This window comes from Arthrobacter sp. SD1074B (genome assembly GCF_056780195.1).
Genome location: NZ_JBRAZT010000001.1, coordinates 3,220,330 through 3,235,454 on the forward strand (window position 1 = coordinate 3,220,330; position 15,125 = coordinate 3,235,454).

The 15,125-nt window shown below is 67.9% G+C and carries 14 protein-coding genes; 2 read left to right on the forward strand and 12 right to left on the reverse strand.

Going from position 1 to position 15,125, the window contains the following annotated elements:
- Positions 1-17 precede the first annotated feature (17 nt).
- Entirely contained in the window at positions 18-632 is a 615-nt protein-coding gene (locus ACUYM2_RS14960) for a TetR/AcrR family transcriptional regulator (RefSeq protein WP_481600757.1), read from the reverse strand.
- 82 nt (positions 633-714) lie between these two features.
- Here ACUYM2_RS14960 and ACUYM2_RS14965 point away from each other — a divergent pair, with 82 nt between their 5' ends.
- On the forward strand, positions 715-1,881 hold the full coding sequence (locus ACUYM2_RS14965) for a flavin-containing monooxygenase (protein WP_481600758.1): 1,167 nt from the start codon (positions 715-717) through the stop codon (positions 1,879-1,881).
- On the opposite strand, the gene ACUYM2_RS14970 is transcribed toward ACUYM2_RS14965, so the two are convergent.
- The 8 genes from ACUYM2_RS14970 to hisD all read right to left on the reverse strand — a co-directional run bounded on the left by ACUYM2_RS14970 (position 1,783) and on the right by hisD (position 10,028).
- The gene (locus tag ACUYM2_RS14970; protein ID WP_481600759.1) at positions 1,783-2,997 is read right to left on the reverse strand and encodes an MFS transporter; all 1,215 of its coding nucleotides are present in this window, start codon (positions 2,995-2,997) and stop codon (positions 1,783-1,785) included. The genes ACUYM2_RS14965 and ACUYM2_RS14970 overlap by 99 nt on opposite strands.
- Positions 2,998-3,039: 42 nt before the next feature.
- A complete protein-coding gene (locus ACUYM2_RS14975; protein WP_481600760.1) occupies positions 3,040-3,774 on the reverse strand; it encodes a GAF and ANTAR domain-containing protein in 735 nt (244 codons plus the stop codon).
- Positions 3,775-3,790: 16 nt separating this feature from the next.
- Positions 3,791-5,050: a MinD/ParA family ATP-binding protein gene (locus tag ACUYM2_RS14980; protein ID WP_481600761.1), complete on the reverse strand. Its 1,260-nt coding sequence runs from the start codon at positions 5,048-5,050 to the stop codon at positions 3,791-3,793.
- Positions 5,051-5,342: 292 nt separating this feature from the next.
- Positions 5,343-6,158, reverse strand: a complete 816-nt coding sequence (locus ACUYM2_RS14985; protein WP_481600762.1) for an MBL fold metallo-hydrolase — start codon at positions 6,156-6,158, stop codon at positions 5,343-5,345.
- 137 nt (positions 6,159-6,295) lie between these two features.
- Positions 6,296-7,132 carry an amino acid ABC transporter ATP-binding protein gene (locus ACUYM2_RS14990; RefSeq protein WP_481600763.1) on the reverse strand — a complete coding sequence of 279 codons (837 nt, stop codon included), beginning with the start codon at positions 7,130-7,132 and terminating at the stop codon, positions 6,296-6,298.
- Positions 7,125-7,778, reverse strand: a complete 654-nt coding sequence (locus ACUYM2_RS14995; protein ID WP_346957728.1) for an amino acid ABC transporter permease — start codon at positions 7,776-7,778, stop codon at positions 7,125-7,127. The genes ACUYM2_RS14990 and ACUYM2_RS14995 overlap by 8 nt, the downstream gene beginning before the upstream one ends.
- Before the next feature lie 87 nt (positions 7,779-7,865).
- On the reverse strand, positions 7,866-8,678 hold the full coding sequence (locus ACUYM2_RS15000) for an ABC transporter substrate-binding protein (protein WP_481600764.1): 813 nt from the start codon (positions 8,676-8,678) through the stop codon (positions 7,866-7,868).
- 30 nt (positions 8,679-8,708) lie between these two features.
- Positions 8,709-10,028: a histidinol dehydrogenase gene (gene hisD, locus ACUYM2_RS15005; RefSeq protein WP_481600765.1), complete on the reverse strand. Its 1,320-nt coding sequence runs from the start codon at positions 10,026-10,028 to the stop codon at positions 8,709-8,711.
- 171 nt (positions 10,029-10,199) lie between these two features.
- Between hisD and ACUYM2_RS15010 the strand changes: the two genes are divergently transcribed.
- Positions 10,200-11,132, forward strand: a complete 933-nt coding sequence (locus ACUYM2_RS15010) for a LysR family transcriptional regulator (RefSeq protein WP_481600766.1) — start codon at positions 10,200-10,202, stop codon at positions 11,130-11,132.
- 9 nt (positions 11,133-11,141) lie between these two features.
- On the opposite strand, the gene ACUYM2_RS15015 is transcribed toward ACUYM2_RS15010, so the two are convergent.
- The 3 genes from ACUYM2_RS15015 to ACUYM2_RS15025 are packed head-to-tail and all read right to left on the reverse strand — an operon-like array spanning position 11,142 to position 15,057.
- Complete coding sequence (locus ACUYM2_RS15015) at positions 11,142-12,704, reverse strand: dihydrolipoamide acetyltransferase family protein (protein ID WP_481600767.1); 1,563 nt, start codon at positions 12,702-12,704, stop codon at positions 11,142-11,144.
- A gap of 2 nt (positions 12,705-12,706) precedes the next feature.
- On the reverse strand, positions 12,707-13,819 hold the full coding sequence (locus ACUYM2_RS15020) for an alpha-ketoacid dehydrogenase subunit beta (protein WP_481600768.1): 1,113 nt from the start codon (positions 13,817-13,819) through the stop codon (positions 12,707-12,709).
- Positions 13,816-15,057, reverse strand: a complete 1,242-nt coding sequence (locus ACUYM2_RS15025) for a thiamine pyrophosphate-dependent dehydrogenase E1 component subunit alpha (protein WP_481600769.1) — start codon at positions 15,055-15,057, stop codon at positions 13,816-13,818. Before ACUYM2_RS15025 ends, ACUYM2_RS15020 begins: the two co-directional genes overlap by 4 nt.
- Between the last annotated feature and the right edge of the window lie 68 nt (positions 15,058-15,125).

Below are 15,125 nucleotides of genomic sequence, written 5' to 3' on the forward strand. Positions count from 1 at the left end.
CCGCCTGGGGCCTTCGCCTAGCCGAGCGCCGCGGCGAGCGCCTTGGCCACCCAATCCCGGTAGGCCGGTACCGGCCACCCGGCGTCCTGCACCATGGCACGGTAAACCTGGGGATGTCCCAGCGACCAGATGGCTGCGGCCGCCTCGGCGTCCGACATTCCGGAGCTGAGCCCGCCGCGCGCCCGGGCCGCCGCGGCGGCTTCCTCATAGCGCCGGAGCCGCTGCTGCCCGCGGTCCCGCTCCAGCTGCGCTGCAGTGTCATCCACGGCCGCGGCCCGGGCGATGACGGCGTTGATTCCGGCGGTCCGGGGGTGTACCTCGACAAACCAGTCCGCCAGCACGGCGATCAGGGCGTCGAGGTCGGCCGCGTGCCGGGTCCGCTCCCGCATGAGGTCAAGCACGCCCGCCTGCGCCCTGGGCCCCGCCGCCGCGCTGTCCAGGACGGCGGAGAGCAGCGCCGCCTTGTTGCCCACGGAGTTGTAGACCGTCTGGACTGCCACCCCGCTCGCGGCTGCTATCCCGTCGATGGTGGTCTGGACGTAGCCGTCGGCGGCAAACAACCGGCCGGCCGCTTCGACAATGGCGTCCCGCGTGCCGGCCGCCTGGATGGCCCGGCGCGTCGGTTTTTGCATGGAAACTAGACTACCGCTCCACTCACTGGAACGGTATTCTAGTCATAAGCAAAAAGGATGCCCCAGCAAGGAGGCGGCGGCCATGAACCAGGACAGTCAGCAGCTTGATGTAGTGGTTATCGGCGCGGGCCAGGCGGGGCTGGCCGCCGGCTACCACCTCGCCCGCACGAAACTACGGTTCGAAATCCTGGAGCAAGCCCCGCGGGTGGGTGAGGCCTGGCGGCACCGGTGGGATTCCCTGCGCCTGTTCACCCCCGCCCAGCACGACGGCCTCCCTGGACTGCCCTTCCCGGCGGGACGGAACACCTATCCGGGCAAGGACGAGTTCGCGGCCTACCTCGAGAACTATGCGGCCCACTTCGGTCTGCCGGTGCGGACGGGCGTCCGCGTGGACCGCGTCGCCGCGGCGGGTTCGGGGTTCGCGGTCGACACCGCGGGCGGGCCGGTGCTGGCGCGCAACGTCATCGTGGCGGCCGGCGCGAACGTGCTCCCCCGCGTTCCGGGCGCCGCCGTCGGGCTGGATCCCGGCATCAGCCAACTCCACAGCTCGCAATACCGCGGTCCGGCCGACATCCCGGACGGCGAGGTGCTGGTGGTGGGAGCCGGAACCTCGGGCGCGGAGATTGCCCTGGAACTCGCGGCCGGGCACCGGGTGTTGCTCGCGGGCCGGCCCACCCCGCATATTCCCGACCCCCTGCTCCGCTACGCCGGCGGGGCGTACTGGCAGTTCATCCACTCGGTGCTGACGCTGCGCACACCGGCCGGGCGCAAAGTTGCGGCGACCATCCACCAGCGCGGCGCCCCCTTGATCCGGATCTCACCGAAGGATCTTGACCGCGCCGGAGTGGTCCGGATGCCGCGGTTCTCCGGCACCGCGGACGGCCGTCCCGTCTTCGACGGCGGTGGTTCGGCCCAGGTGCGAACGGTCATCTGGGCCACCGGGTACCGACCGAACCTGGACTGGGTCCACGGGCCGGAGCGGGCGCCGTCGGGCTGGCCACGAACAACGCGGGGCGCCGTCCCCGGCGTGCCGGGGCTCTACTTCGTCGGCCTGCCCTTCCAGTACGCGCTCACCTCGGGCCTGATCGGCGGCGTCGGCCGGGATGCGGCGTATGTGGTGCGGCAGTTGGCGCAGCGGGTGCCGGCGCCTTCAGTAGTTGCGGCGGTGCCTGAGCCGCGGAATGGTGATCGCGAAGACGGCGGCAGCGGCGAAGCCGAGCACGCCGGTGGCGCCCACACCGGCCCCTAGCGACGCCGCGGCCGTGACGCCGGACAGCAGCACCGGGCCGCCGGTGGCGCCGGCGTCGGCCATGAACCGCCAGATGCCGAGGAACTGGCCGCGGCCGTTGTCCGGCGAGAAGTCAGCTCCGAGCGTCATGTTCAGCCCGGAGCTGATGCCGTTGCCGAAACCGATCAGGAGTGCGGCGAGCAGCAGACCCACGAACCCGGTGCTGAGCGGAATCAGCAGCATGGCCGTGCCCATGATCAGCGTGGAGGGCACCGCCACCCACTGGCGGCCCTTGCGGTCCATCAGTTTCCCGGCCGGGTAGAAAACCAGCATGTCGATGGCTCCGGAGATGCCATAGATCAGTGACGCCTGGGTGGCGTCCATGCCCAGGTGCTCGGCCCACAGCGGGATGACGACCTGGCGGGAGGCGCGCAGCGCACTGAGCAGCAGCACCCCCAGCCCCACGCTCAGGAACACCGCGGCGTGGGAGGCGGCGACGCTGCGCAGCGTCGGCTGCGGGGCCGGTGTGCCATCGGCCGGGCCGGGCACGGCGGCGAGATCCGGGATGGTCACCGACAGTGCCGCGGCTGCGGCCATGGCCACCACGCCGGCCCAGTAGGCGGCGGTGATGCCGCCGAACTGCATCACCGCGGCGCCGATGAACGGGCCGATGAAGATCCCGATCCGGTTGACCCCGCCCAGGGTGGAGAGCGCCCGGGCACGGAGAATGACGGGCACGGCCTCGGTCAGGTATTTCTGCCGGGCCAGGCTGAACACGCTGGCGGCCATGCCTACGACCACCATCGACGCGGCCAGCATCCAGAGGCCCTCCGGCACCAGCGGGGCGACGGCGGCTGCGGCGAGGGCGACGGCGCTCGCCGCAGCGGCCCCGACGATCGCCCAGCGCTCGCCGAACTTCAGCGTGATCAGTGACGCCGGCAGGTTGAAGAACCAGGAGCCGAGCCCGATCAGCGTGACGACCAGGGCCGCGACGGCAACCGAGGCACCCAGGTCCCGGGCGGACAGTGCCACCACCGGCAGGATCGCGCCCTCGCCGATGCTGAACAGCAGGGCCGGGCCGAAGGCGGGGACGGCGATGCTGCGGAGGCTGAAGGCGGCGGGGCGTGTTGTGGTCATCGCTTTCATCCTAGGCCCGGCTGCGCCCGGCCGGCCGGAAAATCAGCCGTCGAAGTGGGTGTGGATTTCCTCACCCGTGACGTTCTTCAGCACCTCTGCTGCGACCTCGCGCAGCTTCTGGTTCCGGTTGCTGGAGACCCGGGTGAGGATGGCCATCGCTTCGTGCTGCGAGCACCGGTTCTGCGCCATCACGACGCCGCAGGCCAGGTCGATCGCGGTGCGGTGTTCCATGGCGGCCTGCAGGTCCTCGGCGCGGGCCTGGGCGGTGCCGATCCGCACGGCCAGGCGCAGCGCACGGCCGGCGAGGTCGGCGAAGCCCGAGGCTTCGGCCACGATCGGAGCGGTGAACACGCCGGTCGTGGAGGCGAAGAAGTTCAGCGCGGCCGCGGAGTCCTCGCCGATCTCCAGGGGTACACCGAGGGTGCTGCGGCAGCCGTGCGCCTTGAGCTGCTGCTGGTATTCCGGCCAGCGCGGGTCGGTGTCCACGTCGGCCAGCAGCACGGGGCCCTTGGTCCGCAGCGCCTCGATGCAGGGCCCGTCGCCCAGGCTTTGCTCGATCCGGTCAAGCATGACGGCGTTGCTGCTGCTGCCGGCCACGGTCATGGTCTTCTTCCGGCGCTGCAGGGTCACGCCGCATTCGATGTCCGTGCCCAGCGAATGGCTCAGCGTGGAGGCGGCAAATTCCGCGAGGCGCCCCAGGAAGTCCTCGACGTTCTCGGTCCCCACAATGAGGTCCTGCAACTGGGCGGCGGCGTCATTCCCGGCATACTTGCTCATGGCCTAAATGTAGCGGTTATACGTAGCCGTCGACGATTGCGGCGGCAATTTCCCGGTATGCCCGCCGGGTCTCCGGCCGGAGGACGTCGAGAGTGACGAGGTCGCCGTCGGCCACGCCGCGGTCATGCGGGACGGCGATCAGCTGGCGGCAGATGCCGGCGAGGTGGTCCTCAATGGCGTCCTTGTCCACCCGGGAGGAGACCTCGTCCTTGTCCGTGATGACGACAACGGCGTTCCGTGCCAGGTCCTCGTAGCCATGGCTCGCGAGCCAGTGCAGGGTGCTTCGGGCCCGCTTGGCGCCGCTGACGGCGTAGCCCGCCGCGATGATCAGGTTGTCCGCGGACTGCAGGATCCCGCTCATGGCGTTGTGGGTGACGCCGGTGCCGCAGTCGGTGAGGGCCACCGAGTAGTAGCCGGAGATGAGCTTGCGGATGCGCAGGTACTCCTCGGCGGTAAGCGAGTCGGACACCTCCGGGTCCTGTTCTCCCGCGATCAGGTGCAGCCGGCCCGCGTGGTGCATGTAGCGGGCCAGGGCGGTCAGCGAATCGATCGAGTCGACGTTGCGGAGCAGGTCGCTGATGGTCCGCGGCGCCTGCTGCTGGTAGATCCCTTCGCCCAGGGCACGCTCCACGAGGTCGCCCGAGTCCGGGTTGGCGTCGATGGCGCACGGCGGGTCGCCCCGGTATTCGGCCAGGGTGAGCCCGACGCCGACCGTGGTGGAGGTCTTGCCGATGCCGCCCTTGAGGCTCAGCACCGCGGTGTTGTAGCTGCCTTGGAGCTGGCGGGAAATCCGCCGCGCGAGTTCGTCCTCTTCGCGTTGCCGGGCGCTCGGGCCCAAGTTCAGGCTGCCGCCGGTCATCTTGTAGAGGGCGCCGCGGAAGCCGCCGACCGGCCGGGGCTTCTGTTCCCGGACGAAGAGGCCGGGCGAACTGATGAAGTCCGGCACCGGCGCGTTGGCCAGGGCCGCGGCCCGGCTCGCCGATCGGGTGGCGCGGGTAGGCGGCGGGGGCACTGCGGCGGTTGCCGGGTCCGCCGCCGGGGCAGGAGTGTCCGCCGGGTCCGCCGGCTGCTCTGCCGCCGGCGGGGCGGCCGACGTCGGCGGGGTAGCCGGCGGCTTCGGCGCGGCCGGGACCTGGCTGATCACCGGAGTGGCCCCCGTGGCCGGGCCAAAGCGCTCATCGGCGGCCTCTGCGGCCGCGGCCCAGGAGCTGCTGCGCGGCGGAGCAGGGCGGGCTGGGGTTTCCGCGGGGATGCTGCGGGGGTTGACGACCGGCATGGTTCCTGTCCGGACAGCGGGATCCCCACCGTCGGCGCGACGCAGGTCGCGGCGGCGGCGAAGTTCAGGCTGGCCTGAGTTTTCAGCAGTGGCAGCTGAGTTGTCTTCCACCGATTCGGGCATCTCTTGGTTTCTCCCCCAGGACTCACCGCGGAGCACGCTGCGGCGCTTGTTGTGACTTCTTTCAAAGTGCAAGTCTAGGCGCAGTCGTGAGCACCCTTATCTTCGGCCACCTCACAGCCGCTTCCCGGCCCGGCGCGAGGCCGGGTGTGGCGCCGGGCGGGGAGCCGTCTTAGTGGTGGGCCCGGGTTTCCTGCAGGCGCTTGATGAACCACCGGGATTGCTCGGGCCCGTAGGGCAGGATGGGGATGGCTTTGGTGGCGTCGTTCGGCGTCTCGCGGGTGGCCTGGGTGGCCTGCCGCACCGCCGTGCTCATGGTGTTGGCCATGGTCTTGACGAACTGGTCGCTGCAGGGTTCGCCGTGGCCCGGGATCAGGAATTCGTAGCGGTGCCGGAGCGCGGAAATATGCCGGAGGGCATCGGCCCATTCCTCCGGGAAGGAATCCTCGAAAGACGGGTGCGCGCCTTGCTCCACAAGGTCGCCGGCGTAGAGTGTGGTGCCCGTGCCCACCAGCAGGTCGCCGTCGGTGTGCCCGCGTCCCAGGTAAAACAGCGTTGCGGTCTGGCCGCCCAGATCCACCAGGACCGGCTGGTCCTTGACGATGGCGTTCGGAACCACCAGCTCCACCAATGCGCCCTGGCCGGCGGCCATTTCCGGTTCCGCCGCCGCTACGCGCTCCCGCTGGGCGTCCCCGTTCTCATCGATGTCCGCGGCGCAGTTTTCGTGCCCCCAGAACTCGGTCACGCCGTCGTCGGCGAACACGGCGTTGCCGAAGAAGTGGTCGTAGTGGGCGTGCGAGTTCACGACCACCAGCGGCAGTTGGGTCTTTTCCCGCACGGCGTCCAGGATTTCGCGCCCCTGCCGGGGCCCGCCGCCGGTGTCGATCACCATGGCGCGTTCGGCGCCCACCACCAACCCGGTGTTGAGTAGGGATCCCTGGGTGGTCAGCAGGTAGTTGCCCTGGCCGACGTCGAGCCATCGTGACATGAAATCTCCGTAGTCCGGCGCTTGCGCCGGCGTGGTTGGTGCGATGTTCTGGCCACGATTCTACCCGCGGGCTTGCGGGAATGCCCGGAAGCGGCACCCGTCCGCGTCCCCGACCCCGCCCGCTTAAATCCGGCTTCCTACGCCGGCAGAATGCCCGAGCGGCTCAGCAGCGCCCGTGTTTTTGGATGCTGCGGAGCGGTAAAAATTCGGCTGGGCGGCCCCTCCTCCACAATGACCCCCTGATCCATGACAACGATCCGGTCTGCTATGTCCCGGGCGAACTGCATCTCATGGGTGACGATCACCATGGTGGTGCCCTGCTGCGCGATTTTCTTGATTACGGACAGGACCTCGCCCACCAGCTCCGGATCCAGGGCGGAGGTCGGCTCATCGAAGAGCATGACGCTCGGCTCCATCGCCAGGGCGCGGGCAATGGCCACCCGCTGCTTCTGGCCGCCGGAGAGCTTGCTGGGATAGTTGTCCATTTTGTCGCCCAGGCCCACCATCTCGAGGTTGGGGACGGCCACCTTCCTGGCCTCCGCCGCAGAGAGCTTCTTGACGTCGCGTAACGGCGCCATGACATTCCCCAGCGCCGTTTTATTCAGGAACAGGTTGAAGTGCTGGAAAACGAAGCCGATGTCCGTTCGTTTTTGCGCCGTGATGGACGCTTTCTCGGCGATCAGTTCGCCGCCGCGCTCCTCGTAGCCGATCAGGTGGCCGTTGACGTAGATGCGGCCGGCGTCGATGGTCTCCAGCTTGTTGATGCAGCGCAGCAGGGTGCTTTTGCCGGAACCGCTGGAGCCCAGTATGGCGATGGTCTCGCCGCGGTGCACAACAAGGTCCACGCCTTTGAGGACCTCCACCCGTTTCTGCACGTGCGGCTTGCCGGAAAGTCTTTTCCACAGGCTCGGTTTTGTCTCGGAAACGAATGTCTTGTGGACATCGCGGACGTCGATGATGGTCTCGTCAGCCATTGGCCCGTGCCTTTCGTTCAAGCACCACCACGACGCGTGAGAGTGGGAGGCTGATGATCAGATAGAGAATGGCCGCGGCGGTGTAGATGGCCGTGGTCTGGAATGTCTGGCTGTTAAGGATGTTGGCGGTCTTCAGGATCTCCGTCACGGCGATCACCGACGTCAGTGCGGTGTCCTTGATCATCGCAATGAAGTAGTTGCCGATCGGCCCCATGGACACCACGAAGGACTGCGGGATAACCACCTTCCACAGCGTCTTGGTTGGCGTGTACCCCAGGGACAGCGCGGCTTCAGTCTGGCCGTGCTCCACGGAAAGGATGGCGGAGCGGAAGACCTCGGAAAGGTAGGCCGCGTAGTTAAGGCCCAGGCCCAGGATGCCGGCCGGGACGGGTTCGATACTCACGCCGATGCTGGGGAGGACGAAGAAGATGTAGACCAGCTGCACCAGCAGCGGAGTCCCCCGGATCACCTCCAGGTAGAACGTGGCGATGCCGCGGAGGATTTTGATCGAGGAAATCCTGGCCAGGGCAATCAGGAGGCCCAGTACCAGGGCCAGTGCCATAGCGCCAAGTGCCAGTTGCACGACGACGGGAACGGCCTGCAGGAGTGCCGGGAACACGGCCATGGTGTTGGTAATGAAGTCCACTGATAATCCCTAGGTTAGGGTCGGGCGGGGCCGGCGTGCTCCGCGGTTGCGGATCGCATGCCCGCCAGCCCCGCATGATGCTGGAACTTATTTGACGGCGTTGGCTTCGGTCAGCCCGTATTTCTTGAGGATCTCCAGGTACTTGGGCGTCTTCTTGAGGTCAGCCAGGCCGGAGTTCAGGTCCTGCAGGAGCTGCGAATCCTCCTTGCGGACGCCGGCGCCGATAATGCCCGGGTAGAAGGGCTTGTAGGGGGAGACGAGCTTCAGCTTGGGGTTCGGCTTCTGGACCAGGCTGTAGCCGATTACGGCGCTGTCGGTGAAGACCGCATCAACCTGCTTGTTTTCCACGGCCGCAAGCAGCGAAGCCTGCGAGTCGAACAGCTTGACCTGGCTGCCGCCCAGGCTGTCGACGAGGTCCTTGAACACGGTGCCGGTCTGGGCGCCAAGAACCTTGCCCTTCACGTCGTCGCGGGAGGCCAGCGTTGAGTCCGCCGGCACCACCATCGCCTCACCTTCCGTGTACCAAGGGTCGGTGAAGTTGATTTGCTTCTTCCGCTCGTCGGTAATGTACATGGCGTCCACGATCACGTCGGCTTTCTTGGCGTTGAGCGCGGCGATCAGGGTCGCGTATTCGGAGGTGAAGACCTTGATCTTCCAGCCCTTGGCCTGGGCGATCGCGTTGATCATTTCCCCGTCGATGCCCTTGAGCTCGCCGGAGGCCTGGTCGGTAAAGGAGAAGGGGGCGTCATTGGACGTGGCGATGGTGATGGTCTTCTGGTCACCGCCGCCGCTGGCCCCGCCCCCGCCGCCTCCTGAGCCACAGGCGGTCATGGCGAGGGCCACGGCAACGCCCATGGGCACCAATGCAGCGAAACGCTTGCGGAGGATTTTTGTATTCATCATGAGGTGCCTTTTGCTAGAGATGGATTTCTACCGGTTGAAGCGGTCGAGCCGCAGAGTGGCGGTGGCCTTATGGGCTGCCATTCCTTCGGTGTCGGAGATTGTGGTGACGTAATTGGCCAGACGCGGGGTTGCACTTTTTTCGACGCGCTGGAAGGTAAGGGGTTTGAGGAAGCGGGACACGGAGAGCCCGGCCGAGGACCGGGCGCCCCCTCCGGTCGGGAGCACGTGGTTCGTGCCGGATGAGCCCTTGTCCGAGTAGGCCACCGTCGACCACTGGCCCAGGAAGATGGAGCCGTAGTTCTGCAGGTTCTGGTGGTAGTAGACGTCGTCCGAGGTCTGGATTTCCAGGTGTTCCGGTGCCAGCAGGTCCATGATCCGCACGGCCGTTTCCCGGTCCTCGGCCACATACACGGTGCCGTAGTCCCGCCAGGCGGGCCCGGCAATGTCCCGTGTGGCCAGCGTCCGCAGCTGCTTGTTGATGTACCTGATGACCTCTTCCCCGAGTTCGTGGGAAGTGGTGACGAGGGAGGCCGGCGACTGCGGGCCGTGTTCGGCCTGGCCAAGGAGGTCGGCGGCGACGAGCTCCGCATCGGCAGATTCGTCGGCGATCACGGCGACCTCGGACGGGCCCGCCAGCAGATCGATGCCGACGCGTCCGAACAGCTGCCGCTTGGCCTCGGTGACATAGGCGTTGCCGGCTCCGACCAGGATGTCGACCGGTTGCTCCCCCAGGAGCCCGAAGGCCAAGGCGGCCAGGGCCTGCACCCCGCCGATGGCAAACGCCCTGTCCACGCCGGCCAGGTACGCGGCGTACAGCACTGCCGGGTTGCCTCGGCCTTGGGAGGTTGGCGGCGTGCAGGCCAGGACGTTGGAGACGCCGGCGGCCTTGGCGACCCCCACCGTCATGAAGGCGCTGGCAAGGATCGGGAACCGGCCCGCCGGAAGGTACGCTCCGACGCGTGCCACCGGAACGTACTTTTGTCCGGTGAAGACTCCCGGGATGAGCTCGACTTCAAAATCGGTGAGGTGTTCGCGCTGCTCTACCGCGAACAGGCGGGTGCGTTCGGCGCTGGCCAGCAGGGCCTCCCTCAGCTCCGGGGAGAGCGACTCACCGGTCTTGGCCAGGTCGTTCTGGCTGATCTCCAGATTCGCACCTTGCCACCCGTCCAGCTCACGGGCGTACATGGCGACCGCGTCCATGCCCCGGCTCTCAATGTCACCCAGCATCGCGGATACGGTTTCCACGACTTCGGGAAGCCGTTGCGCCGGCACGTCCTCGATGGCGGGGGCCTTGAGGGTGGTGAAGTTCCCCGGAATGTGAGCCCGGTCACGCTCGGTGATGTGCATGGCCTAAAGCTACTGACGCCCATGCCATCGCACAACGGGACCCCAACATGTGCCTCATACAGGGTTGCCCTATGCTTAAGATAGCTGATTTTGTCCGCGCCACCCGAGCGGTTCACCCCGCAACGTTGTCTGCAAACCTGCCTGATGTCTTACTGAGAACCAGGGTTAGCCATGACACTCGCGCAACTCAGGGCCTTCTTAGCGGCCTACGAGCTCGGTTCCTTCACCGCTGCCGCGCGAAAGCTGGAAACAAGCCAGGCGTCCGTCTCCGAACTCATCAGCAGGCTCGAACAGGAGCTTCAGCACAGCCTGTTCACCCGCGGCGGGCGACGGCTCATCCCCACCACGGCGGCGGTGGAACTGCAGGTGCACGCACTGCAATCGATCACCTCGTTCGACAACGGCGTTGAGGCACTGCGGTCGATGTCGGCGCTGGAGGGAGGCGTCTGCACCTTCGGAGTGCTGCGGTACGGAGCCCACTACGACCTCGCCGACCTGGTGCAGCGCTTCCACCGCCGGTACCCGAAAGTCAGGGTTCGCCTCGTCGGGTTGAACTCGGTGACAGTGGCCGAATCAGTGGTGTCGGGCGAAATCGAGGCCGGGCTGATCGTCCTGCCGGTGGCGGAAGCCGGCCTTCAGGTGCGGCCGCTCTTCCGCGACGAAGTGTTTTTTGTATCGGCCACCCGGCATCCTTCTCGCGGCCCGGTCACCATCGAGGAACTCGCCGAGTCGAAGCTGGTGCTCTACGACGCCTTCGCCGGCTGGCGTGACCCCACCCGCCGGCAGATTCTGGAACGCGCCCACCTCAAGGGGCTGAAAATCGATCCGGCCATCGAGGTGGAACATGTCGACACCGCGCTGGGGCTGGTCGCCGCAGGCGCGGCTGACTCTTTTGTTCCCCAGGCGATCGTCAACGGGCCCGCCTTCCCGAAAAACGTCCATGCCGCCCCGTTCGCAGAGCCCTTGTTCGACACGATCGCCTTGATCCAGCGGGAGGGCGCCTACTTGTCGCCGGCGACCCGGAAGATGGCCCAGATGGCAGCGCGGACGCTGCTGTCCAAAGCGCCGCCGGGCCAGGTCCCTGGCCGCGCAACCGTGCACTAGCCTCCAGCCTCACAGGTCGGCCAGCACGGACCCCGGATTTTCGATCGCGTCGGCCACGTAGCGCAGGAAACCGCCGGCGGTTCCGCCGTCGCACACACGGTGGTCGAAGGTGAGCGTCAGCTCGGTGACCTTGCGGACGGCGAGCTCCCCATTGACCACCCACGGCTTGTCGATGATGCGGCCGACGCCGAGGATACCCACCTCGGGATGGTTGATGATCGCCGCTGAGCCGTCCACGCCGAAGACGCCGTAGTTGTTCAGCGTGAAGGTGCCGCTGCCCAGTTCCGCGGGTGTCGCCTTGCCCTCGCGGACGACGGCGGTGAGCCGCCGGATCTCGGCGTCCAACTCGCGGGCGCTGAGTTTGTCCGCGTTGTGCACCGAGGGGACCATCAGTCCCCGGTCCGTCTGGGCGGCGAAGCCGAGGTTGACGCCGTCGAAGGCCACGATTTCCTGGCTGGCGCCGCCGGCGGTGTCCTCGGTGGTCACGATCCGGGTGTTCAGCTCCGGGAACTTCTTGAGCCCGGCCGTGACGAAGCGGGCGATGAATGCCAGCAGGCCCGGCGTGCGGTGCGGATCGGCCTTCTTCAGCGCGGCACGCAGCTCCACCAGGGCCGTGGCGTCCACGTCAACCCAGACGGTGGCCTCGGGGATCTCGGACCGGCTGCGGCTCATATTCGCAGCCACGGCCTTGCGCACGCCCCGGACCGGGGTGCGCCCGGAAATGCCAAGCCCGGTCCGCGCGTCGGTGCCGCCGTCCCTTGCCGGCACCTGGGCTTCGGCGGCGGGGCGCCCGGTTGCCGGAGCGGGCGTGATCGCAGCCTCGACGTCGCGGCGCATGATCAGCCCGCTGGTCCCGGAGCCCTGAAGCTCCCCCAGGTCAACCCCGTGGTCCCGCGCCATTCGCCGGACCAGCGGAGAAATCACGGCCCCCAGCTTCCCCGGAACCCGGGTCCGCAACAGCAACAAATCATCGGCAGCTTTCTCCGCCGCCGCCACCTGAGCCGCAGGTTCGGCCAAGCCAGCCCGCTTAGGAGCCCGCGTCCGCCTCGCCACCCCGTGCCCGCCCGGAGTCCCATACCCAATGAGCACATTGCCCGACCCAGCCTTCTCCTCCTCGCGGTAAACCTCAGCGGCAACAGCAGCAGCAGGCGAGTCAGAAGCGAACCCGGCCGGCGCGGATGATGCCGCCCCGGGAGTGGCATCGGGCCTGTCTGAGCCGGCAGCATCGTCCGCAGGACGGATGCTGTCCGGCGAAGGGGCGGGGGCGGCATCATCCGCGCCGGCCCCACCGGGGGCGGCATTGCCTGTAGCGGCGGCCGCAGAAGCCCCAACCGGAGTCACAGAAATCAGCGGCTTCCCGACGTCGAGCGTCTGGCCCGGCTCGCCGTACAGTACGGCGACGGTGCCGGCGTACGGGGAGGGGACCTCGACCATGGACTTGGCGGTCTCCACCTCGGCGATCGGCTGGTCGACGCGGATCTCGTCACCCACGGCGACGAGCCAGTTGACGAGCTCAGCTTCGGTGAGGCCCTCGCCGAGGTCCGGCAGGAGGAATACTTTCGGCTTATTCATGGTCAGTCTTCCCACTGGAGGTCGTCAACGGCGTCGAGGATGCGGTCCACGCCGGGCAGGTAGTAGTGCTCGAGTTTCGGCGCCGGGTACGGCACGTCGAAGCCGGTGACCCGGCGGATCGGGGCGGCGAGGTGGTGGAAGCAGCGTTCCTGGACCCGGGCCACGATTTCCGAGGCGACGGAGGCGAAGCCGTGCGCCTCCGCGATGACGACGGCGCGGCCGGTCTTGCGCACCGAGGCGCAGATCGTCTCGTCGTCGAATGGCACGATCGAGCGGACGTCGATCACCTCAAGTGAGCGGCCCTCCTCGGCGGCGGCGGCCGCTGCGGCGAGCGCCGTCGGGACGGACGGGCCGTAGGCGATGAGCGTGGCGTCGGTGCCGGGACGGGCGACGGCGGCGCGGCCCTCCGAGGAGGTCCCGCGTTCGATGTTAGCGGCGTGCTCGGCGCGGAGCGCGCCCAGGTCCACCTGGTCCTTGGACCAGTACATCTTCTTGGGCTCCATGAACATCACCGGGTCGTCCGAGTCGATGGCTTCGCGGAGCATCCGGTAGCCGTCGGCCACGGTGGCCGGGGTGAAGACCTTGAGGCCCGCGGTGTGGGCGTAGTAGGCCTCGGAGGAGTCGCAGTGGTGCTCCACTCCGCCGATGCCGCCGGCGTACGGGACGCGGATGACGATCGGCAGCTTCACCGTGCCCTTGGTGCGGTTGTGCATCTTAGCGACGTGGCTGACGATCTGTTCGAACGCCGGGTAGGCGAAGGCGTCGAACTGCATTTCGATGACCGGGCGCATGCCGTTCATGGCCATGCCCACGGCCATGCCCACAATGCCGGATTCGGCCAGCGGAGTGTCGAAGCAGCGGCTCTGCCCAAAGGTCTTGGTGAGCCCGTCGGTGATCCGGAAAACCCCGCCGAGCATACCGACGTCCTCGCCGAAGACCAGGACGGAGTCATCGGCGTGCATGGCGTCGGCCATGGCGCTGTTGAGCGCCTTGGCCAGGGTGATGGTCTGCGGGCCTGTTTTTTCGGCTTCGACAGCGGCCTTGGCGGCTGCCCGGGCGGTGGCGGCACTGACGTTGCCGTTCGCTTCGGAGGAGGTGGTGATGGTGGGGCTCATCGTGCGGACTCCTCGGAAGTCGTGGCGGAGGCGGCGTCGCGCGCCAGTTCGTCGGCGAGCATGTGGGACTGTTCCAGCAACTGCGGGGTCGGGGTGGAGAAGACGTACTTGAAGAGGTCCTGGGGATCGACGGGGACGTCCTCGCTCAGGCCTTCGCGCAGCTGCCCGGCCACGATTTCGGCCCTTTCGGCGATCCGGGCGGCGCCGTCGTCGTCGAGCAGTCCGCGTTCCGTCAGATAGGTTTTCATCCGGCTCACCGGGTCCTTGGCCAGCCATTCGGCCACTTCGCTGTCCTGCCGGTAGCGGGTGGCGTCGTCGGCGTTGGTGTGGGCCTGCATCCGGTAGGTGTGCGCTTCCACCAGCAGCGGGCCGGAACCGTCGCGGGCCAGCTTCACGGCCCGGCCCAGCACGGCGAGGAGCGCGACGATGTCGTTGCCGTCCACGCGTTCGCCGGCCATGCCGTAGCCGACGGCCTTGTGCGCGAGGGACGGTGCCACCGACTGGTGCGCGAGCGGTACGGAGATGGCGTACTGGTTGTTCTGGACGAAGAAGACCACCGGGAGGTGGAACACGGCGGCGAAGTTCAGCGCCTCGTGGAAGTCGCCCTCGCTGGTAGCGCCGTCGCCGCACATGGCCAGGACCACGGTGTCCTCGCCGCGGAGTTTGGCCGCGTGCGCGACGCCGACGGCGTGCAGCAGCTGGGTGGTCAGCGGGGTGCACTGGATGCCGACCTTGTGCTTGGCGGGATCGTAGCCGCCATGCCAGTCGCCGCGGAACAGCGTCATGGTCTGGACGGGGTCCACCCCGCGGGCCATCACGGCCACGGAGTCACGGTAGGTGGGGAACATCCAGTCGCCGTCGGACAGGCAGAGCGCGGCCGCGACCTGGCAGGCCTCCTGGCCGTGGCTGGAGGGGTAGACGGCCATCCGGCCCTGCCGGACCAGTGCGGAGTTCTGGTCGTTGACGCGGCGTCCGACGACGAGCTGCTCGTATGCGGCCAGCAGTTCCGCGTCCCCGGGAAGGCTGTACTCGTGGCCGGGCTGCGCGCCTTGCTCCGTGTGGGCGTTCACCGCGCCGTCCGGACCTACGATCTGGATCGGGTGCCGGGCGGGCAGCATGTAATCCTCAACCGTGATGCCGAACTTGCGCACCGCCTCGCTGGCGGCGTTTCCCGCCTCAGCCGAGGGCGCCTGCCCGGGGGCCGGCTGCTGCGCAGGATGGTCTGCGGAGATCGTCATTGGTCCGTCCTTCTGTAGCCACTATTCGGTCCCAGTATGGTCCCGTGAGCGGTTTCGTATCCACCGCC